This is a genomic window from Serratia sp. CY32780 (assembly GCF_052169135.1).
GTDB lineage: Bacteria > Pseudomonadota > Gammaproteobacteria > Enterobacterales > Enterobacteriaceae > Serratia > Serratia sarumanii.
Map to the genome: position 1 here is coordinate 12,253 of NZ_JBJNLI010000010.1, position 24,715 is coordinate 36,967.

Consider the following 24,715-nt stretch of genomic DNA (forward strand, 5'->3'; position numbering starts at 1 on the left):
CATGCTGAAAATCGCCGATACCACTTTTACCTCGCGCCTGTTCACCGGCACCGGCAAGTTCGCCACTCCGGCGTTGATGCTGGAGGCGCTGGCGGCCTCCGGCTCACAGCTGGTGACCATGGCCATGAAGCGCGTCGATCTGCGCGGCGGCAACGACGCCATTTTGGCGCCGCTGCAGCAGCTGGGCGTAAGGCTATTGCCCAACACCTCCGGCGCCAAAACCGCCGCCGAAGCGGTGTTCGCCGCCCGGCTGGCGCGCGAAGCGCTCGGCACCCACTGGGTGAAGCTGGAGATCCATCCCGATGTGAAATACCTGCTGCCGGATCCGATAGAAACGTTGAAGGCGGCGGAAACGCTGGTGAAAGACGGTTTTGTGGTGCTGCCCTACTGCGGCGCCGATCCGGTGCTGTGCAAACGGCTGGAAGAGGTGGGTTGCGCGGCGGTGATGCCGCTCGGCGCCCCTATCGGCTCCAACCGCGGTCTGCGCACCCGTGACTTCCTCGAGATCATCATCGAGCAGGCCAAGGTGCCGGTGGTGGTCGACGCCGGCATCGGCACGCCGAGCCACGCGCTGGAAGCGATGGAGCTGGGCGCCGACGCGGTGCTGGTGAATACCGCCATCGCCGTGGCGCGCGACCCGGTGCAAATGGCACGGGCGTTTCGCCTGGCGCTGGAGGCCGGCGAGCTGGCGCGCAGCGCCGGATTGGGTGCCTGCCAGCGCGGTGCGGCCGCCTCCAGCCCGCTGACCGCCTTCCTCAGCCAACCAGAGGAGGCGCAGTGATGGCCGACGATTTCAGTAGCCGCTGGCAACAGCTGGATTGGGACGACATTACGCTACGCATCAACGGCAAAACCGCACGCGACGTGGAACGCGCGTTGACCGCCGACAAGCTGACGCGCGACGACTTTATGGCGCTGATCTCCCCCGCCGCCGCGCCGTATCTGGAACCGCTGGCGCAGCGCGCGCAGCAGCTGACCCGTCAGCGCTTCGGCAACGTCGTCAGCTTCTATGTGCCGCTGTACCTTTCTAACCTGTGCGCCAACGACTGCACCTACTGCGGCTTTTCGATGAGCAACCGCATCAAGCGCAAAACGCTGGACGCGGCGGAGATCGCACGCGAGTGCGAAGCCATCAAGGCGCTGGGGTTCGAGCACCTGTTGCTGGTCACCGGCGAACATCAGAGCAAGGTTGGCATGGACTATTTCCGTCAGCACATTCCGGCGATCCGCCGCCACTTCAGCTCGCTGATGATGGAAGTGCAGCCGCTGGCGCAGGACGAGTACGCCGAACTGAAAACGCTGGGCCTGGACGGCGTGCTGGTCTATCAGGAAACCTACCACCCGGCCACCTATCTGCAGCACCATCTGCGCGGGCAGAAGCAGGATTTTCATTGGCGCCTGGCCACGCCGGATCGCCTGGGGCGCGCCGGGATCGACAAGATCGGCCTCGGTGCGTTGATCGGCCTGTCCAACAGCTGGCGCACTGACTGCTACCTGCTGGCGGAACATCTGTTCTACCTGCAGCAAACCTACTGGCAGAGCCGCTACTCGATCTCGTTCCCGCGTCTGCGCCCCTGCGCCGGCGGCATTGAGCCGGCGTCGATCATGAGCGAGCCTCAGTTGGTGCAGCTGATCTGCGCCTTCCGGCTGTTCGCACCGGACGTTGAGCTGTCGCTGTCTACGCGTGAGTCGCCGTACTTCCGCGATCACATGATCCCGGTGGCGATCAACAGCGTCAGCGCCGGATCCAAGACGCAGCCCGGCGGCTATGCCGACGATGTGCCGCCGGAGTTGGAACAGTTCGAGCCGCACGACGGCCGCACGCCACAGCAGGTCGCCGAGGCCATCAGCAACGCCGGGCTGCAGCCGGTGTGGAAAGACTGGGACGGTTATCTGGGACGCAGCACGCAATAAGCGGCAACGTTTACCGCCGCGTGAAGAAAACGCTGGAGCGGCCGCGCAATGCCGAACGCCGGCGCTGGCGCCGGTAACCTCCCCGGCTATAGTGACCTTGCCGACCGCCAAACCCGGCGTCGGCCGGGGCCGTCACCCTCTCGATGGCCCCGCCTTATCCCATCCCGGATCGCGCCGGAGCTTCTCTTGCGCGACGCCGGGCCCTCGTCCGCGGCAACGCGCATATGGCGTATCGCGGCCGGTAAGGGCGTACGGGCAGATTGCCTTGTCGGCTAATGGGCAGTCAGAAAGATGGCATAACGATGTGCGGCACTCACTCAGGAGTGATACTCATAGAGCGCTGTGGCGGCAGAAAAGTGGGAACGAGGATAAGAAGGTACAGCGACGAAGAGAGATTCGAGTGGTCATCCCCGGTGCTGCCATTGGCCCTGGTGTTGGCCGCGGATCTTTTTGCCGCCTGCTCCCTGCTTACGGACAAGAGCAGGCGGTTTATTTTGTGAGACTGGCACCCCCCCAGGACGCGAATCACACAGTATGTGCGCTAATTAACCATACAAACGATTAAATGTGAATGTCTTTTGAGTGTTTTTTTATTTTGCATCGAGTGTATTTTGAGTTTGACAAGCAAAATCAAACTGATATCGCTGCAACCCCCAGTCATCATCTATAATCCAGCACGGGTCCTCGCGCAGGTTTTTCAGCGCTCGCGGTCAACATCAAAAAAAGCCAAGGTTGTCATGAAGAAAACGCCAAATTACATCGATGCAATCAGCGCGTTGCTCACTCTGAAAGGAGTTGGCGACAGAAAGCATGCCTCCACGATGGCCAACATACTGAACCTTCAGTACAACAGCGCCAAACAGAAGCTGGATGGCAAAAGAGGCATCACCCTCGATGAAGTCAAAAAGGTATTTCAGTACTTCAACGAGCCGTTTGCCGGCCAAAGGACGCATAACGCCGTCTTTATCATGAACAGCATTCACAAGCGCTGCAATATTGAGGTTGACGAGCGCCCGGTCACGCAAGCGGACAACGACGAAACCTACGCCTGCAAAAAAGACGATCTTTTCATCATCAACACCAATCGGGAACATGCCGCCGAGGCTCCACTGTACAAAGTCAACAAGATAGACTTTCTGCCGGCCCCGCGTATCGCGATCCTGGACAATGATGGGGATATTCTCGAACTGTTGAAGAAGATCGCCAGCCGCTACGGCATCGAGACTGAGACCTTTCAGACGGCGGACGCCATGCTGGCCGCGCTGGAACAGCAGTCCTTTGAGGCGTTTATTCTGGACTGGCTGTTGGATTTCGGCGAGACCTCCGAACGCGTCGTGAAGAAAATTAAAGACGCCCTCGATCCGCACGCCCGCATCATCATTCTGACCGGCCAGCTGAATCACTACGAGAAAAACATCGGCGATATGATCCTGCACTATGACGTACATCTGGTGGAAAAACCGACCAAGCCGCTGATTATCTCCTCGCTGCTGCTGTCGAACCTATTCTTTAATTAGTTTGACCGGGATGCGGATCAAAAACGATGAGCCCACTCCTTCGACGGATTTGGCTTTAATGGTACCTTTCATCGTCGTGACGTAATTTTTGATAATGGTCAGCCCCAGCCCCAACCCCTGCCGCGTTTCCCTTTCCACCCCCTGATTGAACGCCTTATACAACCGATCCAGATTTTTGACGTTAAACCCGATGCCGGTGTCTTTTACTCGCAAATACAGATTGCCGTGACATACCTTCACGTTAAGGGTTATCGCGCCGCGGTGGGTAAATTTATCCGCGTTGCTGAGCAGGTTGGCCAATATTCGGTAGAGCTTGTATTTATCAGAACCAATCAGGCCGGCATAAGACGAACGGTGAATCACGAGGCGATTGCCGCGCCCGGCGCCGATGCCGGTTACGGCATCGTCCACCACCTCATTCAGCCGGAAGGTGGAAATATTGATTTTGACTTCCCCCATCTCAAGCCGCGAATAATCCATCACCTCGCGCGTTTGTTCGGCGATCTTATTGCCGTGATAGGAGATCAGGCGGGCTTCTTTTTTCAACTCTTCCTGCGCCAGCTCGTGCTCCATGATATCCGCGGCAATGACGATGGCCTGAGTCGAGCCGGCGATCTCGTGGTAAATGGAAGAGATAAAGATGTTCTTGTTCTTGATGATCTCTTTTAACGAGAAGGCATTTCTCAGCACCAGGAACATCATCAGAAACACCAAAATCAACGAAAAGAGGGCGAACATCTCGGCTTTACTCGAATTCTCCTGGATGATGCCTTTCACTTCGGTAAAGTTTTTAATCTGTATCCGATAAATAATTTCCTGGATATCGGCCAGCGTGCCCTCGATATCATCCATATAAGAGAGAATGTCCGCCTTGTTTTTCTGCCCCACCAGCAAGCCGGTGGAGAGATCGTCCAACGTGCGGTACTGCTGCTTCAGCAGCGCAACATTCTTGATGAACTCGTCGTCGTAATAAAAGGAGTCGCTGAAGGTCGAACGGCTCTCCAGGATCTGAATCTTCGAGTAGAAGATTTTCTTTTTGATCTGGAAGGCGTCGTAGTCGTTATTTTCACTGAGCAACAGCGCGGTTTTGGTTCTTTCAAACGCCAGAAAGAGGATCTCGGCCACCGAGTAGTTGTCCAGATTGGGCTCGATCTGCTTATAGCGTTCTTTTACGCCGCCGAAGTTAATGGCAATCAACAAAATCAATAAGGAGAAGATGGCAACCAACGCGATAAGAGTACCGATCAGTTTTTTGCTCATCTTATTTCAGCTCCAACCGTTTAACTTGCCAGACGGTTTTCGCGTTCACATCCAGGTTATTCAGCTCGGCGTAGCTATCGCGCGGATAAATAATGGCGAACGGCCCCAGTTCCCCCACGTCGATCGGCTTGCCGCCGCGCTGATAGGCGACGATCACGCGGTATTTAGTCATCTCGTCAATCGGCATCGAATAGGAGTAATCATCCCAGGCGAAAGCGCGCACCGACTGGCCCTTCAGATGATAGGCTTTCACCAGCTCCGCAAGCTCAACGCCGGTGAACGTATCTTCCGGGGTGAAATTGGTCGAGGTTTTAATCGTGTGCGACGGCATCGCCTCCAGCATCTGCCGGGTTATCTTGATCTTCTCGCCGTCGAGCGGCTTCAGGTAAAAATAGTCAACGGCCGCATACAGCGGCGCGCTGAACAGCGAAAGCAGCAGTAACGTCATCAATCCGTTGATTTTCATCAGTCACCCTCTTGGCGTTTCACCAGTTCGACCTGGCCGAATTCATCCTGCCCGACCACGGCCCAGCCGTGATGTTGATAAAAGCCTTCGGCTTTGGAGCCGGGATCGGTGGTTAAGTGGATCGCTTCGGCGCCGTGTTCAAACATCCAGTGAGTGATCCGTGCCAGCAAGGCGGAGCCGATCCCCTTCGACTGGTATTCCGGCTTCACGAACAGGCCGCCGATCAGCGGTTCAGGGATGAATAGCCCGAAGCCAACGCCGGCATAGTCGTCGCCATGCTTGCAGATCCAGCCGCCGCCCTGGTTGATGTCCTCCAGCGCCTGTTTGCGCTGCAGATACTGGATCTGATGCGGATGCAGCAGGTTTTCCTCAACGGAAAAGCGGATCTCATACAGGTAAGGCAGGTGTTGCGCCGTCAATTTTTCGAAGGTAATGAGGCTGTCCATGTTCGCACTGTCCTTGGTTGTCAGGTAAAAAGCGCCGGTCAATTTCTGCTGTAACCATAGTAGCAAAGTTTGCTCTGCCCCGGCATGAGGCGAAAAAAAACCGCCCCCGAGGGAGCGGTTTATCTGGCAATGGGCCCGGCATGCCGGGCCCGCGGCGCGGATGACGATTACTCGTCGTCGCTGCCGCCCAGGCCTGCGTTGAGCAGCTCGGCCAGGTTAGCCGTCGCTTCTTCCGCGCTGACTTGCGGAACAACCGGCGCTTCACCCTGAGCACGGCGACGCATGCGATCCTGATGATAAGCGTAACCGGTACCGGCTGGGATCAGACGGCCCACGATGACGTTCTCTTTCAGGCCACGCAGTTCATCACGCTTGCCGGCTACGGCAGCTTCGGTCAGAACGCGCGTCGTTTCCTGGAACGATGCGGCGGAGATGAAGGACTCGGTCGCCAAGGAAGCCTTGGTGATACCCAGCAGATCGCGCGAGAAGGTTGCCGGGATCTTACCTTCAGCTTCCAGCTGACGGTTGGCAATCTTGACGCGAGACACTTCAGCCTGCTCGCCTTCCAGGAACTCGGAGCCACCAGCGCTAACGATAGTGCCTTTACGCAGCATCTGACGAACGATAACTTCGATGTGCTTATCGTTAATCTTAACGCCTTGCAGACGGTAAACTTCCTGCACTTCGTTGGTGATGTAGCGGGTAACCGCATGCACGCCACGCAGACGCAGAATGTCGTGCGGAGACTCTGGGCCGTCGGATACGACGTCGCCACGTTCCACCACTTCGCCTTCGAACACGTTAAGCTGACGCCATTTCGGAATCATCTCTTCGTAAGCGTCGCTGCCGTCCAGCGGAGAGATCACCAGGCGACGTTTGCCTTTGGTCTCTTTACCGAACGAGATAATCCCGCTGATTTCAGCCAGGATTGCCGGCTCTTTCGGACGACGTGCTTCGAACAGGTCGGCAACGCGCGGCAGACCACCGGTAATATCCTTGGTACCGCCGGATTCCTGAGGAATACGCGCCAGGGTATCACCCGCACCGATCTGAATGCCGTCTTCCAGCTGAACGATCGCTTTGCCCGGGAGGAAGTATTGAGCAGGCATATCGGTGCCTGGGATCAATACGTCTTCGCCCTGAGCGTCAACGATTTTCAGTGCCGGACGCAGGTCTTTACCGCTACCGGTACGCTCTGCGCTGTCCAGAACTACCAGAGAGGACAAACCGGTCAGTTCGTCGGTCTGGCGAGTAATGGTCTGGCCGTCGACCATGTCCGCGAAGCGAATGAAGCCGCTGACTTCACTGATGACCGGCATGGTGTGCGGATCCCAGTTAGCGACGGTTTCGCCGCCGTTAACTTCTTCACCGTCGCCTTTGCCCATCACGGCACCGTAAGGCACCTTGTAGCTTTCTTTGGTACGGCCGAATTCGTCGATCAGTTTCAGTTCGGTGTTACGCGAGGTGATCACCAGCTTGCCCGCAGCGTTCATAACGAACTTCGCGTTGCTCAGCTTGATGCTACCCTTGTTTTTCACCTGGATGCTGGATTCAGCAGCCGCACGAGATGCCGCACCACCGATGTGGAACGTACGCATCGTCAGCTGTGTACCCGGCTCACCGATGGACTGTGCCGCGATAACGCCGATGGCTTCACCTTTGTTGATGATGTGGCCACGTGCCAGGTCGCGACCGTAGCAGTTTGCGCACACACCAAAGTCGGTTTCACAGCTCACCACGGAACGGACTTTAACGCTGTCGACAGAGTTCTCTTCCAACAGGTCACACGCCTTCTCGTTCAGCAGGGTGTTGCGTGGCACCAGAATGTCCGCCGTACCCGGCTTGAGGACGTCTTCTGCCGTCACACGGCCCAGAACGCGTTCACGCAGCGGCTCTTTCACGTCGCCACCTTCGATAACCGGAGTCATCAGGATGCCGTCGTGGGTGCCACAGTCGTCTTCGGTCACAACCAGATCCTGCGCCACGTCAACCAGACGACGGGTCAGATAACCGGAGTTCGCGGTTTTCAGTGCGGTATCCGCCAGACCTTTACGAGCACCGTGGGTGGAGATGAAGTACTGGAGTACGTTCAGACCTTCACGGAAGTTCGCGGTGATTGGCGTTTCGATGATGGAGCCGTCCGGCTTCGCCATCAGACCACGCATACCGGCCAGCTGACGAATCTGAGCGGCGGAACCACGCGCACCGGAGTCGGCCATCATAAAGATGCTGTTGAAGGAAACTTGCTGTTCCACTTCGCCGTCACGGTTAACCACGTCTTCTACCGACAGGTTTTCCATCATCGCTTTCGCAACGCGTTCGTTCGCTGCAGCCCAGATATCGATCACTTTGTTGTAGCGTTCGCCGGCGGTAACCAGACCAGACTGGAACTGCTCCTGGATCTCGGCAACTTCGGTTTCCGCTTCTTCGATGATCTCCGCTTTCTTGGCCGGGATAACCATGTCGTCGATACCTACGGAAGCGCCGGAACGGGCTGCGTAAGCAAAACCGGTGTACATGATCTGGTCAGCAAAGATAACGGTCGGCTTCAGGCCCAGGATGCGGTAACAGGTGTTCAGCATCTTGGAGATCGCTTTCTTGCCCAAAGGCTGGTTAACGATCGCGTACGGCAGACCTTTCGGTACGATCATCCACAGGATGGCGCGGCCGATGGTGGTGTCGATGATGCTGGTCTGAGAAGTCCATTCGCCTTCGGCGTTTTTGACGTCTTCGGTGATACGCACTTTAACGCGCGCATGCAGAGACGCCAGGCCGGCGCGGTAAACACGCTCAGCTTCTTTGGAACCGTTCAGCACCATGCCTTCGCCCTTGGCGTTAACACAGTCGCGGGTCATGTAGTACAGACCCAGTACAACGTCCTGAGAAGGAACGATGATTGGCTCGCCGTTCGCAGGGGACAGGATGTTGTTGGTGGACATCATCAGCGCACGCGCTTCCAGCTGGGCTTCCAGCGTCAGCGGTACGTGAACGGCCATCTGGTCACCATCGAAGTCGGCGTTATAGGCCGCACAAACCAGCGGGTGCAGCTGGATCGCTTTACCTTCGATCAGAACCGGTTCAAACGCCTGGATACCCAAACGGTGCAGGGTTGGTGCACGGTTCAGCAGTACCGGGTGTTCGCGGATCACTTCGTCCAGGATATCCCAAACGACGGCTTCTTCACGCTCAACCATTTTCTTGGCGGCTTTGATGGTGGTGGCCAGGCCACGCAGCTCCAACTTGCCGTAGATGAACGGTTTGAACAGCTCCAGCGCCATCTTTTTAGGCAGACCGCACTGATGCAGACGCAGGTATGGACCTACGGTGATTACGGAACGGCCGGAGTAGTCAACGCGTTTACCGAGCAGGTTCTGACGGAAACGACCCTGCTTACCTTTGATCATGTCGGCCAAAGATTTCAGAGGACGTTTGTTGGAACCGGTGATGGCACGACCGCGACGGCCGTTATCCAGCAGGGCGTCTACCGCTTCTTGCAGCATACGCTTTTCGTTGCGCACGATGATGTCCGGCGCAGCCAGATCCAGCAGGCGTTTCAGACGGTTGTTACGGTTGATCACGCGGCGATACAGATCGTTCAGATCCGAGGTCGCGAAACGACCGCCATCCAGCGGAACCAGAGGACGCAGATCCGGCGGCAGTACCGGCAGCACGGTCAGGATCATCCACTCCGGTTTGTTACCGGACTGCACGAACGCTTCCAGCAGCTTGATACGCTTGGTCAGCTTCTTGCGCTTGGTTTCGGAGTTGGTTTCGTTCAGCTCTTCACGCAGCTGCTCGCACTCGGCTTCCAGATCCATGTTTTTCAACAGGGCCTGAATAGCTTCCGCACCCATCTTGGCGTCGAATTCGTCACCAAACTCTTCCAGCGCGTCCAGATACTGCTCTTCGGTCAGGATCTGACGACGCTCGAGGTTGGTCATACCGCCTTCGACCACCACATAGGATTCGAAGTACAGTACGCGTTCGATGTCACGCAGCGGCATATCCAGCAGCAAACCGATGCGGGATGGCAGCGATTTCAGGAACCAGATGTGCGCAGTCGGCGAAGCCAGCTCGATGTGGCCCATGCGCTCACGACGCACTTTGGTCTGGGTCACTTCAACGCCGCACTTCTCACAGATCACGCCGCGGTGTTTCAAGCGCTTGTACTTACCGCACAGGCACTCGTAATCTTTTACCGGCCCGAAGATACGGGCGCAGAAAAGGCCGTCACGCTCTGGTTTGAACGTACGGTAGTTAATGGTTTCCGGCTTCTTAACTTCACCGAACGACCACGAACGGATCATGTCTGGCGAGGCCAGAGCAATCTTGATCGCATCAAACTCTTCGGTCTTAGTTTGCGCTTTCAGAAACTTCAATAAGTCTTTCACGGATTGGCTCCTGTCGGAGTTAAACCTGTTGGGTACCCACAACCGCAGTAGATACCCGTGTGACCTGAACAACCACCCTCAGGCTCCCTTAGGCGGGGAGCCTGAGCCGGCATGACGATTACTCGTCTTCCAGTTCGATGTTGATGCCGAGCGAGCGGATTTCTTTCAACAGTACGTTGAAGGATTCCGGCATGCCTGGCTCCATCCGGTGGTCGCCATCCACGATGTTTTTGTACATCTTGGTACGGCCGTTAACGTCATCCGACTTAACGGTGAGCATTTCCTGCAGGGTATAAGCCGCGCCGTATGCTTCCAGTGCCCACACTTCCATCTCACCGAAGCGTTGACCACCGAACTGCGCTTTACCACCCAGAGGTTGCTGAGTCACCAAGCTGTAAGAACCGGTTGAACGGGCGTGCATTTTATCGTCAACCAAGTGGTTCAGTTTCAGCATGTACATATAGCCGACAGTAACCTGGCGCTCGAATTGCTCACCGGTACGGCCATCGAACAGCGTGATCTGACCGGAGGTCGGGATACCGCCCATTTCCAGCAGTTGCTTGATTTCAGTCTCTTTCGCACCGTCAAACACCGGCGTTGCGATCGGCATACCTTTTTTCAGGTTCTCTGCCAGACGCAGCACTTCGTCGTCGCTGAAGGTGTTCAGGTCAACTTTCTGGCAAACGTCGTCGCCCAGATCGTAGGCCTTCTGGATGAACTCACGCAGCTTGGCCACTTCCTGCTGCTGCTTCAGCATCTGGTTGATCTTCTCACCGATGCCTTTCGCAGCCATACCCAGGTGGGTTTCCAGGATCTGACCGATGTTCATACGTGATGGTACGCCCAGCGGGTTCAGTACGATGTCTACCGGCGTGCCGTTTTCATCGTAAGGCATATCTTCGATCGGGTTGATCTTGGAGATAACACCCTTGTTACCGTGGCGGCCCGCCATCTTGTCACCCGGTTGGATCTGACGTTTAACGGCCAGATAAACCTTGACGATTTTCAGCACGCCCGGCGCCAGATCGTCGCCCTGAGTGATCTTACGACGCTTGGCTTCCAGCTTCTTCTCGAAGTCAGATTTCAGTTCGTCGTACTGCTCAGCCAGCTGCTCCAGCTGGTTTTGCTTCTCTTCGTCGGTCAGGCCCAGTTCCAGCCAGCGATCGCGCGGCAGCTTGCTCAGCTTGTCGGCTTCGATGCCACCGGCAACCAGCACCGCGTGGATACGCGCAAACAGGCCGGCTTCCAGGATCTGCAGTTCTTCAGTCAGGTCTTTCTTCGCCTGCTTCAGCTGCATCTCTTCGATTTCCAACGCGCGCTTGTCTTTTTCCACGCCATCGCGGGTGAAGACCTGCACGTCGATAACCGTACCGGAAACGCCGTTCGGTACACGCAGAGAAGAGTCTTTAACGTCAGACGCTTTCTCACCGAAGATCGCACGCAGCAGTTTCTCTTCCGGCGTCAGCTGGGTTTCGCCTTTAGGCGTTACCTTACCGACCAGAATGTCACCGCCGGTCACTTCAGCACCGATATACACGATACCGGATTCATCCAGCTTGGAGAGCGCAGCTTCACCCACGTTAGGGATGTCGGCAGTGATCTCTTCAGGCCCCAGCTTGGTGTCGCGAGACACGCACGCCAGTTCCTGGATGTGGATGGTGGTGAAGCGATCTTCCTGCACCACGCGCTCGGAGACCAAGATGGAGTCTTCGAAGTTGTAGCCGTTCCAAGGCATGAACGCTACGCGCATGTTCTGGCCCAGTGCCAGTTCGCCCAGGTCTGTCGATGGGCCATCCGCCAGCACGTCGCCGCGCTCGATTGGCTCACCCAGATTCACACACGGCATCTGGTTGATGCAGGTGTTCTGGTTAGAACGGGTGTACTTGGTCAGGTTGTAAATATCGATACCTGCTTCGCCCGGGTACATCTCGTCTTCGTTAACTTTGATAACGATACGGGAAGCATCCACGTACTGGATCACACCGCCGCGTTTGGCAACGGCGGTTACGCCGGAGTCAACCGCTACGGCGCGTTCCATACCGGTACCGACCAGCGGCTTGTCAGCGCGCAGGGTCGGTACGGCCTGACGTTGCATGTTCGCACCCATCAATGCACGGTTGGCGTCATCGTGTTCCAGGAATGGAATCAGTGAAGCACCAACGGAAACAACCTGCTGGGTGGATACGTCCATGTAGTCAACCTGGTCGCGGCTGAACAGGCTTGATTCGCCTTTGCTGCGGCAGGTGACCAGGTCTTCTACGAAGCGGCCTTCTTCATCCAGGTTGGAGTTCGCCTGGGCGATAACGAAGTTGCCTTCTTCAATAGCAGACAGGTAGTTGATTTCATCGGTCACCACGCCGTCACGCACGCGGCGGTACGGGGTTTCCAGGAAGCCATACTCGTTAGTCTGTGCGTACACGGACAGGGAGTTGATCAGACCGATGTTTGGACCTTCCGGCGTTTCGATTGGGCACACGCGGCCGTAGTGGGTCGGGTGTACGTCTCGAACTTCAAAGCCGGCGCGCTCACGGGTCAGACCGCCCGGGCCCAGTGCGGAGATACGGCGCTTGTGCGTGATCTCGGACAGCGGGTTGTTCTGGTCCATGAACTGGGACAGCTGGCTGGAGCCGAAGAACTCTTTCACCGCCGCCGAAATCGGCTTGGCGTTGATCATGTCCTGAGGCATCAGGGTATCCAGATCGCCCAGAGACAGACGCTCTTTCACCGCACGCTCAACACGCACCAGACCTACGCGGAACTGGTTCTCGGCCATCTCGCCGACGGAACGGATACGACGGTTGCCCAAGTGGTCGATATCGTCCACTTCGCCCTTGCCGTTACGGATATCGATGAGCTTCTTCATCACTTCGATGATGTCGTCTTTGCTCAGGATGCCCGAACCTTCGATCTCGTCGCGCAGCAGAGAACGGTTGAACTTCATACGGCCAACCGCGGACAGATCGTAGCGGTCTTCGGAGAAGAACAGGTTCTCGAACAGGCTTTCGGCAGCTTCGCGCGTTGGCGGCTCACCAGGGCGCATCATGCGGTAGATTTCTACCAACGAGCTCAGACGATCGGTGGTCGGATCGACGCGCAGCGTTTCAGAGATGTACGCGCCGTGATCCAGATCGTTGGTGAACAGCGTTTCGATGCGCTTGTGGCCGGACTGGCTCAGCTTGGCCAGCAGATCCAGCGACAGCTCCATGTTGGCTGCGCAGATCAGTTCGCCGGTATTGGTATCGATATAGTCTTTCGCGACCACTTTGCCCGCGATGTACTCTACCGGTACTTCAATGCTCTGAATGTCGTCTTTTTCCAGCTGACGGATATGACGAGCGGTGATGCGACGGCCTTTCTCTACGTAGATCTTGCCGTTGGCTTCGATGTCGAACGAAGCGGTCTCACCACGCAGGCGCTCTGGCACCAGCTCCATCTGCAGCTTGTTGTCACGGATTTCGAAGACGATCTTGTCAAAGAACAGGTCGAGGATCTGTTCAGTGGTGTAGTTCAGCGCGCGCAGAATGATGGTCGCAGGCAGTTTGCGGCGACGGTCAATACGCACGAACAGGTTGTCCTTCGGATCGAACTCGAAGTCCAACCATGAACCGCGGTAAGGGATGATGCGTGCGTTGTACAGCACTTTACCCGAGGAGTGGGTTTTGCCCTTATCGCTGTCGAAGAATACGCCAGGACTACGGTGCAACTGAGATACGATAACCCTCTCAGTACCGTTGATCACAAAGGTGCCGTTTTCGGTCATGAGCGGAATTTCGCCCATGTAGACTTCTTGTTCCTTGATGTCTTTGACCGTACCTTCAGGCGCTTCGCGCTCATAGATAACCAGGCGCAGTTTTACGCGCAGCGGTGCAGAGAACGTCACACCACGGATCTGGCACTCTTTGACGTCGAAGACCGGCTCACCAAGACGGTAGCTAACGTATTGCAGCTCCGAATTGCCACTGTAGCTCTGGATAGGGAAAACAGAACGGAATGCGGCTTCAAGGCCGTACTGCCCTTCTGGATCTTGCTCGATAAACTTCTGGAACGAGTCAAGCTGGATAGAAAGGAGATATGGTATGTCCAGCACTTGTGGACGTTTACCAAAATCCTTACGAATACGTTTTTTCTCGGTATAGGAGTAAACCATAGGGTTCCTCAGCTCGCTGATCAGTGACCCAATCTGTCCGTCCGATTAGGGACAGTTCATGCAACACCGTTTTGTCGACCGGAAAGCGGGAACACTTTCCGCAATGTCTCTTGCTATCACGCTTAAACCATTTCATCGCGTCTTCCCCCAGAACTCCTGGTAGTGCAAAGACCGCGGTATATTAAGTCGTCAATAGAAACAAACATTGGGAGGCGAAACCAGCAGCCAAACAGTGTGAAACGCTACTGGCGCCCTACAGCGCAAAAAGGCTGGTGACTAAAAAGTCACCAGCCATCAGCCTAAAAGACTAGGCTGCAACCGGAAAGGTTGGCTTATTTAACTTCAACTTCAGCGCCAGCTTCTTCCAGAGATTTTTTCAGAGCTTCTGCGTCATCTTTGCTCACGCCTTCTTTCAGAGCGGCTGGAGCAGATTCAACCAGGTCTTTAGCTTCTTTCAGACCCAGGCCGGTAGCGCCACGTACTGCTTTGATAACAGCAACTTTGTTAGCGCCAGCAGCTTTCAGGATAACGTCGAATTCAGTTTTCTCTTCAGCAGCTTCAGCCGGGCCAGCAGCTACAGCTACAGCAGCAGCAGCAGAAACGCCGAATTTTTCTTCCATAGCGGAAACCAGTTCAACAACGTCCATTACGGACATAGCGGCAACTGCTTCCAGGATTTGGTCTTTAGTGATAGACATAACAATTGTTCCTAAAATTCAGAAATAGTTTAAATACGTTAGCAAAGGCTAAGAAAGAATGGCTTACGCCGCTTCTTTCTGATCGCGTACTGCAGCCAGAGTGCGAACCAGTTTGCCGGCAGCGGCTTCTTTCATGGTTGCCATCAGGCGTGCGATCGCTTCTTCGTAAGTTGGCAGCGTCGCCAGGCGGTCGATTTGCGCCGCTGGGATCAGCTCACCTTCAAAGGCCGCAGCTTTAACCTCGAATTTTGCATTCGCTTTCGCGAACTCTTTGAACAGACGAGCAGCAGCGCCCGGGTGTTCGTGAGAGAATGCAATCAAGGTTGGACCGACAAACGTGTCTTTCAGGCATTCGAATGGAGTGCCTTCAACTACGCGACGCATCAGGGTGTTGCGAACAACACGCATGTAAACGCCAGCTTCACGACCTGCTTTACGCAGTTCAGTCATTTTATCTACGGTAACGCCGCGGGAATCCGCAACAACCGCAGACAGCGCGCCTTTGGCTACTTCGCTGACTTCAGCAACAATCGCTTGTTTGTCTTGAAGATTTAATGCCATTAGCTTTTTGCTCCTGGATTAGCCGGGGAAAATCCCCCGGAACTCACTTCACTCGGCGCTTTGTAAAACGCCACGCCGAGCGGCTTAACACGGTGAGCAGAATCCAGCAAAGACATTCTTTTATAAAAAAGAAAAATTTTCTTAGGCTCTGTCACCGTCTACGCAGGAAGGATTAAGTATCTTGCGATACACCTGCGGTCTTGGACGGAGGCCTGGATAGGCCAGGCTCCAACCGAAAAATCTTTGTTTTGCCTACGGCATAGCCAATAGCAAAACCTTGGGGCATAAGATTCTAGACAAATCTTGGCCCCAAGTCAAAGCGATAATCGCAAATGCGATTAGTTCGCTGCAGCAGACAGACCGCTCTGATCGATAGCAACGCCAGCACCCATGGTGGTGGAGAGGCTAACTTTCTTGATGTACATGCCTTTCGCCTGAGAAGGTTTTGCTTTTTTCAGCGCAACCAGCAGGGCTTCCAGGTTTTCTTTCAGTTTGTCTGCGTCGAAATCAACCTTACCGATAGTGGTATGGATGATGCCGTTTTTGTCGTTACGGTAGCGAACCTGACCTGCTTTAGCGTTTTTCACTGCTTCAGCAACGTTCGGAGTAACGGTACCCACTTTCGGGTTTGGCATCAGGCCGCGTGGACCCAGGATCTGGCCCAGTTGACCTACGACGCGCATTGCATCCGGGGAAGCAATAACAACGTCGAAGTTCATTTCGCCTTTCTTGATCTGGTCAGCCAGATCGTCCATACCTACCAGCTCTGCGCCAGCAGCTTTTGCTGCTTCAGCGTTAGCGCCTTGGGCAAATACGGCAACGCGAACGGAACGACCGGTGCCGTGTGGCAGAACGGTAGCGCCACGAACGTTTTGGTCAGATTTACGAGCGTCGATGCCGAGGTTAACGGCAACGTCAACGCTTTCTACGAATTTAGCGGTGGCCAGCTCTTTCAGCAGAGCAACAGCTTCAGCGATGTCATACTGTTTAGTAGCATCAACTTTGTCACGGATCACGCGCATGCGCTTGGTCAGCTTAGCCATCTCTTAATCCTCCACTACCAGGCCCATGGAACGAGCGGTACCTTCGATGGAGCGAGTCATCGCTTCAACGTCAGAACCAGTCATGTCCGCAGCTTTGGTTTCTGCGATTTCACGTACCTGAGCACGAGTCACTTTACCTACTTTGTCTTTGTTCGGCTTACCGGAACCAGACTTGATACCAGCCGCTTTTTTCAGCAGAACTGCTGCTGGCGGGGTTTTGGTAACGAAAGTGAAGGAGCGATCAGAATAAACGGTGATAACAACCGGAATCGGCAGACCTTTTTCAACGCTGTCAGTCTTAGCGTTGAATGCCTTACAGAATTCCATGATGTTAACGCCCTGCTGACCCAGAGCTGGACCCACTGGTGGGCTCGGGTTCGCCATACCAGCTGCAACTTGCAGCTTGACGTAGGCTTGTACTTTCTTAGCCATTTAAATTTCCTCGGTTTGGGTAGTATCGCCTCGCAAGAGGCTCCCCGTGTTTCACCCCGCCCAACATGCATCAGGCAAGGCATCTAAAAACAAAAGGCGCGAAATTGTAGTTCAATTTCGCGCCTTTGACAAGCGGCTACGGGCCACTCGTTGCTGATTATTCGATCAGCCTTTCTCAACCTGGCTGAAGTCCAGTTCCACCGGCGTTGCACGGCCAAAGATGGAAACGGAAACTTTCAGGCGGCTCTTCTCGTAATCGACTTCCTCGACCACGCCGTTGAAATCGGCAAACGGGCCGTCGTTGACGCGCACCAACTCGCCCGGTTCGAACAGCGTTTTCGGACGCGGCTTGTCACCAACCTGCTGCAGGCGGTTCATGATCGCATCAACTTCTTTATCGCTGATCGGCGCAGGACGGTCAGACGTACCGCCGATGAACCCCATGACGCGCGGTACGCTGCGCACCAGGTGCCAGCTGGCGTCATTCATCACCATCTGCACCAGCACGTAGCCAGGGAAGAATTTACGCTCGCTCTTGCGACGTTGGCCGCCACGGATTTCAACCACTTCTTCCGTAGGCACCATCACTTCGCCGAACAACTCTTCCATATCGTGCAGTTTGATGTGTTCACGCAGCGATTGTGCTACGCGACCTTCAAAACCGGAAAACGCCTGAACGACGTACCAACGTTTTTTTGGAGCTTCAGACATTTTAGAACCTCAGGCCAGTAATAAACGACACCAGACGGACCAGAATACCATCCAGCCCCCACAGAATCAGTGACATCACGGCGGTTACCGCGGCAACGATCAACGTGGTGTGTAGCGTTTCCTGACGAGTTGGCCAAATCACTTTACGTACTTCGGTACGCGCTTCGCGGGCAAACGCAACGGTGGCTTTGCCTTTGGTGGTCATCAGAGCCACTGCACCTGCAACGGCGATGATCAGCACAACTGCCAGCGCGCGCAATGGCAGGCTTAAATCACGGTAGTAATAGTTACCGACAATAGCCACAACTAACAGAACGGCGACGATCAGCCACTTTGCCGCTTCCAGGCCGCGTCCGCTCCCTTGAGCCTCGGTATTCGCACTCATAAACCAACCTGTCACAATGATGATTCAGAACAAACAACTTTGCCTCGCATTGCGAGGCAAACCAAACCGATCGGATACCGCTTCAGCGCTATCCCGGTGTTTTACGCCATGACGTATTTCAGTCAATACGGTTTAAGAGCCCATCTCACCAATGATTATGACTGCAAAATCGCTGATGAGATAGGTTCTAGTTCACAGCGTAGAAAAAGGGCATCAAATGATGCCCTTTTACCGCGTGTCGCGTCAAACTTTATCAGCGATTAAGCGATAACTTTAGCAACAACACCTGCGCCAACGGTACGGCCGCCTTCACGGATTGCGAAACGCAGACCGTCGTCCATCGCGATTGGGTGAATCAGGGTTACAACCATGTTCACGTTGTCGCCTGGCATTACCATCTCTACGCCTTCTGGCAGTTCGATGGTACCGGTCACGTCAGTTGTACGGAAGTAGAACTGTGGACGGTAGCCTTTGAAGAATGGCGTGTGACGACCACCTTCATCTTTGCTCAGGATGTACACTTCAGATTCGAACTGGGTGTGTGGCTTGATAGAGCCTGGCTTCGCCAGTACCTGACCACGTTCGATTTCTTCACGTTTGATACCACGCAGCAGAACACCTACGTTCTCACCAGCACGGCCTTCGTCCAGCAGTTTGCGGAACATTTCAACGCCAGTACAGGTAGACTTAACGGTGTCTTTGATACCAACGATTTCAACTTCTTCGCCAACTTTGATGATACCGCGCTCAACACGACCGGTAACAACGGTACCACGACCGGAGATGGAGAATACGTCTTCGATTGGCAGCAGGAACGGCTTGTCGATAGCACGCTCTGGCTCTGGGATGTAGCTGTCCAGCGCTTCAGCCAGTTCGATGATTTTCGCTTCCCACTCAGCTTCGCCTTCCAGCGCTTTCAGCGCGGAACCGCGGATTACTGGCAGGTCGTCGCCTGGGAAGTCGTAAGCGGACAGCAGTTCGCGAACTTCCATTTCTACCAGTTCCAGCAGCTCTTCATCATCAACCATGTCGCATTTGTTCATGAATACGATGATGAAAGGAACGCCAACCTGACGACCCAGCAGGATGTGCTCACGGGTCTGAGGCATTGGGCCATCAGTCGCAGCAACTACCAGGATCGCGCCGTCCATCTGAGCAGCACCGGTGATCATGTTTTTCACGTAGTCGGCGTGCCCTGGGCAGTCAACGTGCGCGTAGTGACGAGTCGGGGTGTCATACTCAACGTGAGAGGTGTTGATGGTGATACCACGAGCTTTTTCTTCTGGCGCGTTATCGATCTGATCGAAAGCACGTGCAGAACCGCCGTAGGTTTTAGCCAGTACGGTAGTGATCGCTGCAGTCAGGGTAGTTTTACCGTGGTCAACGTGGCCGATAGTACCGACGTTAACGTGCGGTTTTGTACGTTCAAACTTTTCTTTAGACATCGATTGTCCCTCTAAGACACGGATAAATCGGTGGTATCACCACATCAACCAAGCATTTGCTCGTTGAATCCAGAACAGAAAGAAAATCAGGGGGCGAGAAATTAAGAAGTGGTGCTGATAGGCAGATTCGAACTGCCGACCTCACCCTTACCAAGGGTGCGCTCTACCAACTGAGCTATATCAGCACATCTTGGAGCGGGCAGTGGGAATCGAACCCACATCATCAGCTTGGAAGGCTGAGGTAATAGCCATTATACGATGCCCGCATCCTGGAACTCGGCTACCTGATTTTTCTGTAGAATTTTGGGATGGAGCAGGATTGTTCATCACTCGGCTCGCATCCTTCGGGCCGGCTGCGCCTTGCGCTGCACAGCTCGAACCTTGCCGAAGGCTTTCGCCCTCTCCTCCCGCTATCAACCGTTGCGGCATTTATCGCATTTCAGTTAATCGCCGAAGGCAAGATTTGGTGGTGGGGGAAGGATTCGAACCTTCGAAGTCTGTGACGGCAGATTTACAGTCTGCTCCCTTTGGCCGCTCGGGAACCCCACCAGATTTTAACTACTTGTGACTTGAATGGTGCCGGCTACCGGAATCGAACTGGTGACCTACTGATTACAAGTCAGTTGCTCTACCTACTGAGCTAAGCCGGCATCAAGTGCAGCGCATTCTAGGTAGAGCGGGCGACCTATGCAACAAAAAAATTGCTTTACGCGCACTTTCGCTCACAAATCAGTCAATTTTGCATACTGTCATGCAATTCGCAGCCTGCGGCGTGCAAACATTCATCACTCGCGGCAATCATTCTCTACAATTTTATCCACTTTTTGCAAGCCTTGAGCGCCGCTTTCTCCGTGTCGGGCTTCTCAAAACACTTAACCCGCAACGGTAAACTGTGAGCGGGATCGATGCACCAAAAAGGGGATACCTGCCCCGGACCGAGGCGTGAGCTACACTGATCCCTCACCCTTTTGCCGTCGTCATGCCTTTCGCCGCTGTGGCTCAGTTATTGCTTCTCTTCATTACCCCCATATCTGGAGGAATGACTCATGAAAATAGTGCCTATCAACGCCGCTACGCTGCCGATTTACCGGGATGAATTGGCCCGCCTGTTGACCGATGCCGTCACGCACGGCGCTTCTGTCGGTTACGACACCTTAATCCCTCACGAAGACGCCGAGAGCTACTTCCACAGTCTGCGACCGGCCCTGGCTAAAGGTGAACTGCTGCTGTGGATTGCCCGCGACGAGCGCGGTGTCGTTGGCACCGTGCAACTCGAACTCTGTCAGAAGCCGAACGGCCGTAATCGTGCGGAGGTGGTGAAGCTGTTGGTGCATAGCCGCGCTCGCCGCAACGGCGTAGGTCAGGCGCTGATGAAGACGCTGGAGCACGTAGCGCTGCAGCAGCAACGCGGGCTATTGTACCTGGATACGCAGGCCGGTTCGGCAGCAGAAGCGCTTTATCGCAGCCTGGGTTATCGCTGTTTGGGCGAGCTGCCGGATTATGCGGCGGGGCCCGATGGGCATTACCATCCGACCGTTATTTATTACAAACGCCTGTTCACCGTGAACCAACCTTCGCGCGCCATCGCCAGTTAACCTTCAGGCGGTATCCGGCCCCGATGATGCCGCCTTGCAACCCCGCTTTATCAACTGCGCGCCGCTTCGCACAATTGACATAAACTGCTGCCTATCGACAACTTTTGCGAAAAAAGTCTACGCCAAAAACGAAGCTGTCTATAATATGCAGCTTGTTTATTCTCTGGAGTTGGCGTCCGGCGCCTTTCCCAACCTGCGTTAACAGGCAGAATTTGGCTTATGATAAAAAGAGATCAATCTTTAGCAACGCCTTACCTACAGTTCGATCGTACCCAATGGGCGGCGTTGCGAGATTCGGTGCCGCTGACGTTGTCGGAAGAAGAGATCGTTAAACTGAAAGGGATTAACGAAGATCTCTCGTTGGAAGAAGTTGCGCAGATTTATCTGCCGCTGTCACGGCTGTTGAACTTCTATATCAGTTCCAACCTGCGCCGACAGGCGGTGCTGGAGCAATTCCTCGGCACCGACGGGCAAAAGATTCCCTATGTCATCGGCATCGCCGGCAGCGTAGCCGTTGGTAAGAGCACGACCGCTCGTCTGCTGCAAGCGTTGCTGAGCCGCTGGCCTGAACATCGCAGCGTGGAGCTGATCACGACCGACGGCTTCTTGCATCCTAATAAGGTGCTGAACGAGCGCGGTCTGATGAAGAAAAAAGGCTTCCCGCAGTCTTACGATATGCATAGCCTGGTGAAATTCGTGTCGGAAGTGAAATCCGGCGCCAAACGCGTCACCGCTCCGGTTTATTCTCATTTGATCTATGACGTTGTGCCCGAAGGTAATAAAGTCATCGAGCAACCGGATATTTTGATCCTGGAAGGGCTTAACGTATTGCAAAGCGGCATGGATTATCCTCACGATCCGCATCGCGTATTCGTTTCCGATTTTGTCGACTTCTCTATATATGTCGATGCCCCGGAGACGCTATTGCAAAGCTGGTATATCAATCGCTTCCTGAAATTCCGTCAAGGCGCATTTTCCAATCCCGATTCTTATTTCCATCACTATTCAAAATTGCCGGAACCGGAAGCGATTAATATCGCCACGCAATTATGGAATGAAATTAACGGATTGAATTTGCAGCAGAATATATTGCCTACACGCGAACGCGCCAGCCTGATCATGACCAAAAGCGCTAACCACGCCGTTGAAAGCGTGCGTTTAAGAAAGTAAGCCTACCGATCGATTCAGGGGACGTCGCCGTCCCCTGCTTTCTCTAACTATTCTGCGCTGCGCAGCGATATCTCTCCACCGATGAAGGGCTTGATCTCCCCGTCTTGTTCCAGCAGCAGCGCGCCCTGCGAATCGATTCCTCGGGCGATACCCACAATCTGCCGCTCGCCGATAAGCAGCTTGACCGGCCTGTCGATAAAGTTATCCAGGGTACGCCAGCGACCGATAAAGGGCGCCAGTCCGTCTATCTCAAACTGTTTCAACGACTGACGCAGTTCATTAAGCAGGGTTGCAGCCAGCTCATTGCGATCGATCTGAATTCCCGCTTCCTGTAGGTTAATCCATCCTTGAGTAATGGCGCTGGCATTGGTATCACGCATCGCCAGGTTGATGCCGGCACCGATGACCAGTTGAGCTGCATCGCCGGTTTTCCCCGTCAGTTCGACCAGGATCCCCGCCAATTTACGATCGTTCAGGTAGAGATCGTTAGGCCACTTCACGCGCACATCGGCCGCACCGAGACGCTGCAGAACTTCCGCCATCACCATCCCGATCACCAGGCTAAGCCCCATGGCCGCAGCCGGCCCCTGCTCCAGTCGCCAGAACATCGACAGGTATAAATTAGCGCCGAATGGCGAGATCCACTGCCGCCCGCGGCGCCCTCGCCCTGCCTGCTGGTATTCAGCGACACAGGCGTCACCAGAGTGCAATTCGGCAATGCGGTCCAGCAAGTATTGGTTGGTGGAATCGACCACCGGCAACACGCTTACACGCTTGTCTTCCAGCAGGCTGAGGATGCGCTCGGCTTCCAACAGCTGGATGGCGCCAGGCAGGCTGTAGCCTTTGCCGGGCACGGTAAAGACATCCAGCCCCCATTCGCGAATGGTCTGAATATGCTTATTGATCGCCGCACGGCTCATGCCCAGTGACTCACCCAGGTGTTCCCCGGAATGAAATTCACCGTCGGCCAGCAGCGCGATCAGTTTTAACGGAACCTTGGTATCTTTCATGACAGCACCGCCACGGCATTCAGCTCACCGGTCGCGCCAATAAAACGCACCTCAGGCTCCAGCCAGACGCCAAATTTATCGGCCACTGTCTTGCGTACGTGGCGCGCCAGCGCCACCACATCCTGGCTGTGGGCGTTGTCGATGTTCACCAGCACCAGCGCCTGCTGACGGTGTACCGCAGCGCCGCCGATACGATATCCTTTCAGTTCGCATTGATCGATAAGCCATCCGGCGGCCAGCTTCACCTGGCCATCCTGCTGCGGATAGTGCGGCATGCCGGGATATTTGGCGATGAGTTCTGCAGCTTTCTCTGCGTTCACCAGCGGATTCTTGAAGAAGCTGCCGGCATTACCGGTTTCACGCGGATCGGGCAGCTTGCTGCGGCGCATGGCGCATACGGATTCAAATACCTGAAGCGGCGTCACCGTGGCGGGATCCAGCTTGGCCAGATCGCCGTAGCTCAATTTGGGTTGCCATTGTTTGTTGAGACGCAGGCCCAGCCCGACAATGACATGCCCGGTTTGGAAACGGTGTTTGAAAATACTTTCCCGGTAACCGAAACCACACTCGGCAGCCGGAATGCGATCGATAGCACCGGTAGAGAAGTCCAGCAGATCGACATACTCGCAGACGTCTTTCAATTCGACGCCGTAGGCGCCGATGTTCTGGATAGGGGCGGAGCCGGCCAATCCAGGAATCAACGCCAGGTTTTCCAGGCCGCAGATCCCGGCCTGCAGCGTATATTGCACCAGGTCATGCCAGTTTTCACCGGAGCTGACGTGGAGATACCAGGCATCGTTATCTTCCCGAACATCGATACCTTTCAACTGATTGACCATTACCGTGCCAGAAAAATCCTCCAGGAACAGCACGTTGCTACCTTCACCGAGAATCAGCAGCGGCTCCTGACGCTTTCGCGTTTGTTGCCACACTTTGAGCATCAGCTCAATTCTATCGGCCATGATCAGGTGCGCTGCGTTGACCGGGAGCGCAAACGTATTGTGGTTTTTTAAAGACGCGCTTTCAGTAGACATAACGTTCAGTACCCATAAAGAAATAATCTTTCGCCTAGTCTACTCGATTCGAGGCGTCTGGCTAATATTTGTTTTAATTAACGTGAAATTTATCGCCTAATACACTGGAGCATTAAGAATTATCCTTGATATAACCGGATAATTCTCATCAACATCTTCATAAATAGATATTTTTATTATTTAAATAATAATCTGGAGCTATCAATTATATATTTAGCTAGCTTTTTCTCTGACAAAAAACATTATGCATCCTTATGAAAATAAGCAGCATATGCCAATAGAGGTATTTCTATAAGAAATAAATACAGCCAGGGAATTTATTTTCCCCATAGCAAAAAGCCCTGAACGTCAGTTCAGGGCTTTCGGCTTTGTTTGATGCCTGGCAGTGTCCTACTCTCGCATGGGGAGACCCCACACTACCATCGGCGCTACGGCGTTTCACTTCTGAGTTCGGCATGGGGTCAGGTGGGACCACCGCGCTATTGCCGCC

Annotated in this window: 19 protein-coding genes, 4 tRNA genes, 1 rRNA gene and 1 other RNA gene; 5 read left to right on the forward strand and 20 right to left on the reverse strand. The window is 54.7% G+C overall.

Features of this window, described 5'->3' with window-relative positions; translation table 11 throughout:
- Nucleotide 1 precedes the first annotated feature (1 nt).
- The 3 genes from ACJ8HH_RS23700 to ACJ8HH_RS23710 all read left to right on the forward strand — a co-directional run bounded on the left by ACJ8HH_RS23700 (nucleotide 2) and on the right by ACJ8HH_RS23710 (nucleotide 3,431).
- Nucleotides 2-781, forward strand: coding sequence for a thiazole synthase (locus ACJ8HH_RS23700; RefSeq protein ID WP_060452238.1), 780 nt, complete (start codon nucleotides 2-4; stop codon nucleotides 779-781).
- On the forward strand, nucleotides 781-1,914 hold the full coding sequence (thiH, locus tag ACJ8HH_RS23705) for a 2-iminoacetate synthase ThiH (RefSeq protein WP_033649983.1): 1,134 nt from the start codon (nucleotides 781-783) through the stop codon (nucleotides 1,912-1,914). The genes ACJ8HH_RS23700 and thiH overlap by 1 nt, the downstream gene beginning before the upstream one ends.
- A gap of 737 nt (nucleotides 1,915-2,651) precedes the next feature.
- A complete protein-coding gene (locus ACJ8HH_RS23710; protein ID WP_033636724.1) occupies nucleotides 2,652-3,431 on the forward strand; it encodes a helix-turn-helix domain-containing protein in 780 nt (259 codons plus the stop codon).
- Here the strand turns inward: ACJ8HH_RS23710 and ACJ8HH_RS23715 are convergent.
- From ACJ8HH_RS23715 to ACJ8HH_RS23795, 17 genes are all read right to left on the reverse strand, one after another.
- The gene (locus tag ACJ8HH_RS23715; RefSeq protein ID WP_060452239.1) at nucleotides 3,417-4,691 is read right to left on the reverse strand and encodes a sensor histidine kinase; all 1,275 of its coding nucleotides are present in this window, start codon (nucleotides 4,689-4,691) and stop codon (nucleotides 3,417-3,419) included. The two genes, ACJ8HH_RS23710 and ACJ8HH_RS23715, sit on opposite strands and share 15 nt — an antisense overlap.
- A 1-nt stretch (nucleotide 4,692) precedes the next feature.
- Nucleotides 4,693-5,157, reverse strand: coding sequence for an oxidoreductase (locus ACJ8HH_RS23720; protein ID WP_033655328.1), 465 nt, complete (start codon nucleotides 5,155-5,157; stop codon nucleotides 4,693-4,695).
- Nucleotides 5,157-5,603, reverse strand: a complete 447-nt coding sequence (locus ACJ8HH_RS23725) for a GNAT family N-acetyltransferase (RefSeq protein WP_033649989.1) — start codon at nucleotides 5,601-5,603, stop codon at nucleotides 5,157-5,159. Before ACJ8HH_RS23725 ends, ACJ8HH_RS23720 begins: the two co-directional genes overlap by 1 nt.
- Nucleotides 5,604-5,770: 167 nt before the next feature.
- Nucleotides 5,771-9,994 carry a DNA-directed RNA polymerase subunit beta' gene (rpoC, locus tag ACJ8HH_RS23730; protein ID WP_021505232.1) on the reverse strand — a complete coding sequence of 1,408 codons (4,224 nt, stop codon included), beginning with the start codon at nucleotides 9,992-9,994 and terminating at the stop codon, nucleotides 5,771-5,773.
- A gap of 118 nt (nucleotides 9,995-10,112) precedes the next feature.
- Nucleotides 10,113-14,141, reverse strand: coding sequence for a DNA-directed RNA polymerase subunit beta (rpoB, locus tag ACJ8HH_RS23735; protein WP_033636721.1), 4,029 nt, complete (start codon nucleotides 14,139-14,141; stop codon nucleotides 10,113-10,115).
- 332 nt (nucleotides 14,142-14,473) lie between these two features.
- Complete coding sequence (rplL, locus tag ACJ8HH_RS23740; RefSeq protein WP_004929903.1) at nucleotides 14,474-14,839, reverse strand: 50S ribosomal protein L7/L12; 366 nt, start codon at nucleotides 14,837-14,839, stop codon at nucleotides 14,474-14,476.
- A 63-nt stretch (nucleotides 14,840-14,902) separates the two neighbouring features.
- Nucleotides 14,903-15,400 carry a 50S ribosomal protein L10 gene (gene rplJ, locus ACJ8HH_RS23745; RefSeq protein ID WP_004929905.1) on the reverse strand — a complete coding sequence of 166 codons (498 nt, stop codon included), beginning with the start codon at nucleotides 15,398-15,400 and terminating at the stop codon, nucleotides 14,903-14,905.
- Nucleotides 15,401-15,738: 338 nt separating this feature from the next.
- Nucleotides 15,739-16,443 carry a 50S ribosomal protein L1 gene (gene rplA, locus ACJ8HH_RS23750; RefSeq protein ID WP_033636720.1) on the reverse strand — a complete coding sequence of 235 codons (705 nt, stop codon included), beginning with the start codon at nucleotides 16,441-16,443 and terminating at the stop codon, nucleotides 15,739-15,741.
- Between the two features lie 3 nt (nucleotides 16,444-16,446).
- Entirely contained in the window at nucleotides 16,447-16,875 is a 429-nt protein-coding gene (gene rplK, locus ACJ8HH_RS23755) for a 50S ribosomal protein L11 (RefSeq protein ID WP_015376316.1), read from the reverse strand.
- 165 nt (nucleotides 16,876-17,040) lie between these two features.
- On the reverse strand, nucleotides 17,041-17,586 hold the full coding sequence (gene nusG / locus ACJ8HH_RS23760; protein ID WP_004929914.1) for a transcription termination/antitermination protein NusG: 546 nt from the start codon (nucleotides 17,584-17,586) through the stop codon (nucleotides 17,041-17,043).
- A 1-nt stretch (nucleotide 17,587) separates the two neighbouring features.
- The gene (gene secE, locus ACJ8HH_RS23765; protein WP_004929916.1) at nucleotides 17,588-17,971 is read right to left on the reverse strand and encodes a preprotein translocase subunit SecE; all 384 of its coding nucleotides are present in this window, start codon (nucleotides 17,969-17,971) and stop codon (nucleotides 17,588-17,590) included.
- Between the two features lie 260 nt (nucleotides 17,972-18,231).
- A complete protein-coding gene (tuf, locus tag ACJ8HH_RS23770; RefSeq protein WP_015376315.1) occupies nucleotides 18,232-19,416 on the reverse strand; it encodes an elongation factor Tu in 1,185 nt (394 codons plus the stop codon).
- 109 nt (nucleotides 19,417-19,525) lie between these two features.
- Nucleotides 19,526-19,601, reverse strand: a tRNA-Thr gene (locus ACJ8HH_RS23775).
- A 6-nt stretch (nucleotides 19,602-19,607) separates the two neighbouring features.
- Nucleotides 19,608-19,682: transfer RNA gene (locus ACJ8HH_RS23780), tRNA-Gly, on the reverse strand.
- Between the two features lie 36 nt (nucleotides 19,683-19,718).
- Nucleotides 19,719-19,834: non-coding RNA, RtT sRNA (locus ACJ8HH_RS23785), on the reverse strand.
- A 46-nt stretch (nucleotides 19,835-19,880) separates the two neighbouring features.
- Nucleotides 19,881-19,965: transfer RNA gene (locus ACJ8HH_RS23790), tRNA-Tyr, on the reverse strand.
- Nucleotides 19,966-19,990: 25 nt separating this feature from the next.
- Nucleotides 19,991-20,066 (reverse strand) — tRNA-Thr (locus tag ACJ8HH_RS23795).
- 396 nt (nucleotides 20,067-20,462) lie between these two features.
- Here ACJ8HH_RS23795 and ACJ8HH_RS23800 point away from each other — a divergent pair.
- Nucleotides 20,463-21,011, forward strand: coding sequence for a GNAT family N-acetyltransferase (locus tag ACJ8HH_RS23800; RefSeq protein ID WP_033650029.1), 549 nt, complete (start codon nucleotides 20,463-20,465; stop codon nucleotides 21,009-21,011).
- 219 nt (nucleotides 21,012-21,230) lie between these two features.
- Nucleotides 21,231-22,181 carry a type I pantothenate kinase gene (coaA, locus tag ACJ8HH_RS23805; RefSeq protein WP_033636718.1) on the forward strand — a complete coding sequence of 317 codons (951 nt, stop codon included), beginning with the start codon at nucleotides 21,231-21,233 and terminating at the stop codon, nucleotides 22,179-22,181.
- 47 nt (nucleotides 22,182-22,228) lie between these two features.
- Here coaA and birA read toward each other — a convergent pair whose 3' ends face one another.
- The 3 genes from birA to rrf form a co-directional block, all read right to left on the reverse strand.
- A complete protein-coding gene (gene birA / locus ACJ8HH_RS23810; protein WP_033636716.1) occupies nucleotides 22,229-23,191 on the reverse strand; it encodes a bifunctional biotin--[acetyl-CoA-carboxylase] ligase/biotin operon repressor BirA in 963 nt (320 codons plus the stop codon).
- Complete coding sequence (murB, locus tag ACJ8HH_RS23815) at nucleotides 23,188-24,225, reverse strand: UDP-N-acetylmuramate dehydrogenase (protein WP_033636715.1); 1,038 nt, start codon at nucleotides 24,223-24,225, stop codon at nucleotides 23,188-23,190. Before murB ends, birA begins: the two co-directional genes overlap by 4 nt.
- A gap of 377 nt (nucleotides 24,226-24,602) precedes the next feature.
- Nucleotides 24,603-24,715 (reverse strand): 5S ribosomal RNA (gene rrf / locus ACJ8HH_RS23820); the annotation flags it as partial.

Bases quoted from the DNA above. Each gene is read 5' to 3' on its own strand.
- ACJ8HH_RS23700 (WP_060452238.1), top strand. From the start codon at position 2: ATGCTGAAAATCGCCGATACCACTTTTACCTCGCGCCTGTTCACCGGC.
- thiH (WP_033649983.1), top strand. From the start codon at position 781: ATGGCCGACGATTTCAGTAGCCGCTGGCAACAGCTGGATTGGGACGAC.
- ACJ8HH_RS23710 (WP_033636724.1), top strand. From the start codon at position 2,652: ATGAAGAAAACGCCAAATTACATCGATGCAATCAGCGCGTTGCTCACT.
- ACJ8HH_RS23715 (WP_060452239.1), bottom strand. From the start codon at position 4,691: ATGAGCAAAAAACTGATCGGTACTCTTATCGCGTTGGTTGCCATCTTC.
- ACJ8HH_RS23720 (WP_033655328.1), bottom strand. From the start codon at position 5,157: ATGAAAATCAACGGATTGATGACGTTACTGCTGCTTTCGCTGTTCAGC.
- ACJ8HH_RS23725 (WP_033649989.1), bottom strand. From the start codon at position 5,603: ATGGACAGCCTCATTACCTTCGAAAAATTGACGGCGCAACACCTGCCT.
- rpoB (WP_033636721.1), bottom strand. From the start codon at position 14,141: ATGGTTTACTCCTATACCGAGAAAAAACGTATTCGTAAGGATTTTGGT.
- rplL (WP_004929903.1), bottom strand. From the start codon at position 14,839: ATGTCTATCACTAAAGACCAAATCCTGGAAGCAGTTGCCGCTATGTCC.
- rplJ (WP_004929905.1), bottom strand. From the start codon at position 15,400: ATGGCATTAAATCTTCAAGACAAACAAGCGATTGTTGCTGAAGTCAGC.
- rplA (WP_033636720.1), bottom strand. From the start codon at position 16,443: ATGGCTAAGCTGACCAAGCGCATGCGCGTGATCCGTGACAAAGTTGAT.
- rplK (WP_015376316.1), bottom strand. From the start codon at position 16,875: ATGGCTAAGAAAGTACAAGCCTACGTCAAGCTGCAAGTTGCAGCTGGT.
- nusG (WP_004929914.1), bottom strand. From the start codon at position 17,586: ATGTCTGAAGCTCCAAAAAAACGTTGGTACGTCGTTCAGGCGTTTTCC.
- secE (WP_004929916.1), bottom strand. From the start codon at position 17,971: ATGAGTGCGAATACCGAGGCTCAAGGGAGCGGACGCGGCCTGGAAGCG.
- tuf (WP_015376315.1), bottom strand. From the start codon at position 19,416: ATGTCTAAAGAAAAGTTTGAACGTACAAAACCGCACGTTAACGTCGGT.
- ACJ8HH_RS23800 (WP_033650029.1), top strand. From the start codon at position 20,463: ATGAAAATAGTGCCTATCAACGCCGCTACGCTGCCGATTTACCGGGAT.
- coaA (WP_033636718.1), top strand. From the start codon at position 21,231: ATGATAAAAAGAGATCAATCTTTAGCAACGCCTTACCTACAGTTCGAT.
- birA (WP_033636716.1), bottom strand. From the start codon at position 23,191: ATGAAAGATACCAAGGTTCCGTTAAAACTGATCGCGCTGCTGGCCGAC.
- murB (WP_033636715.1), bottom strand. From the start codon at position 24,225: ATGTCTACTGAAAGCGCGTCTTTAAAAAACCACAATACGTTTGCGCTC.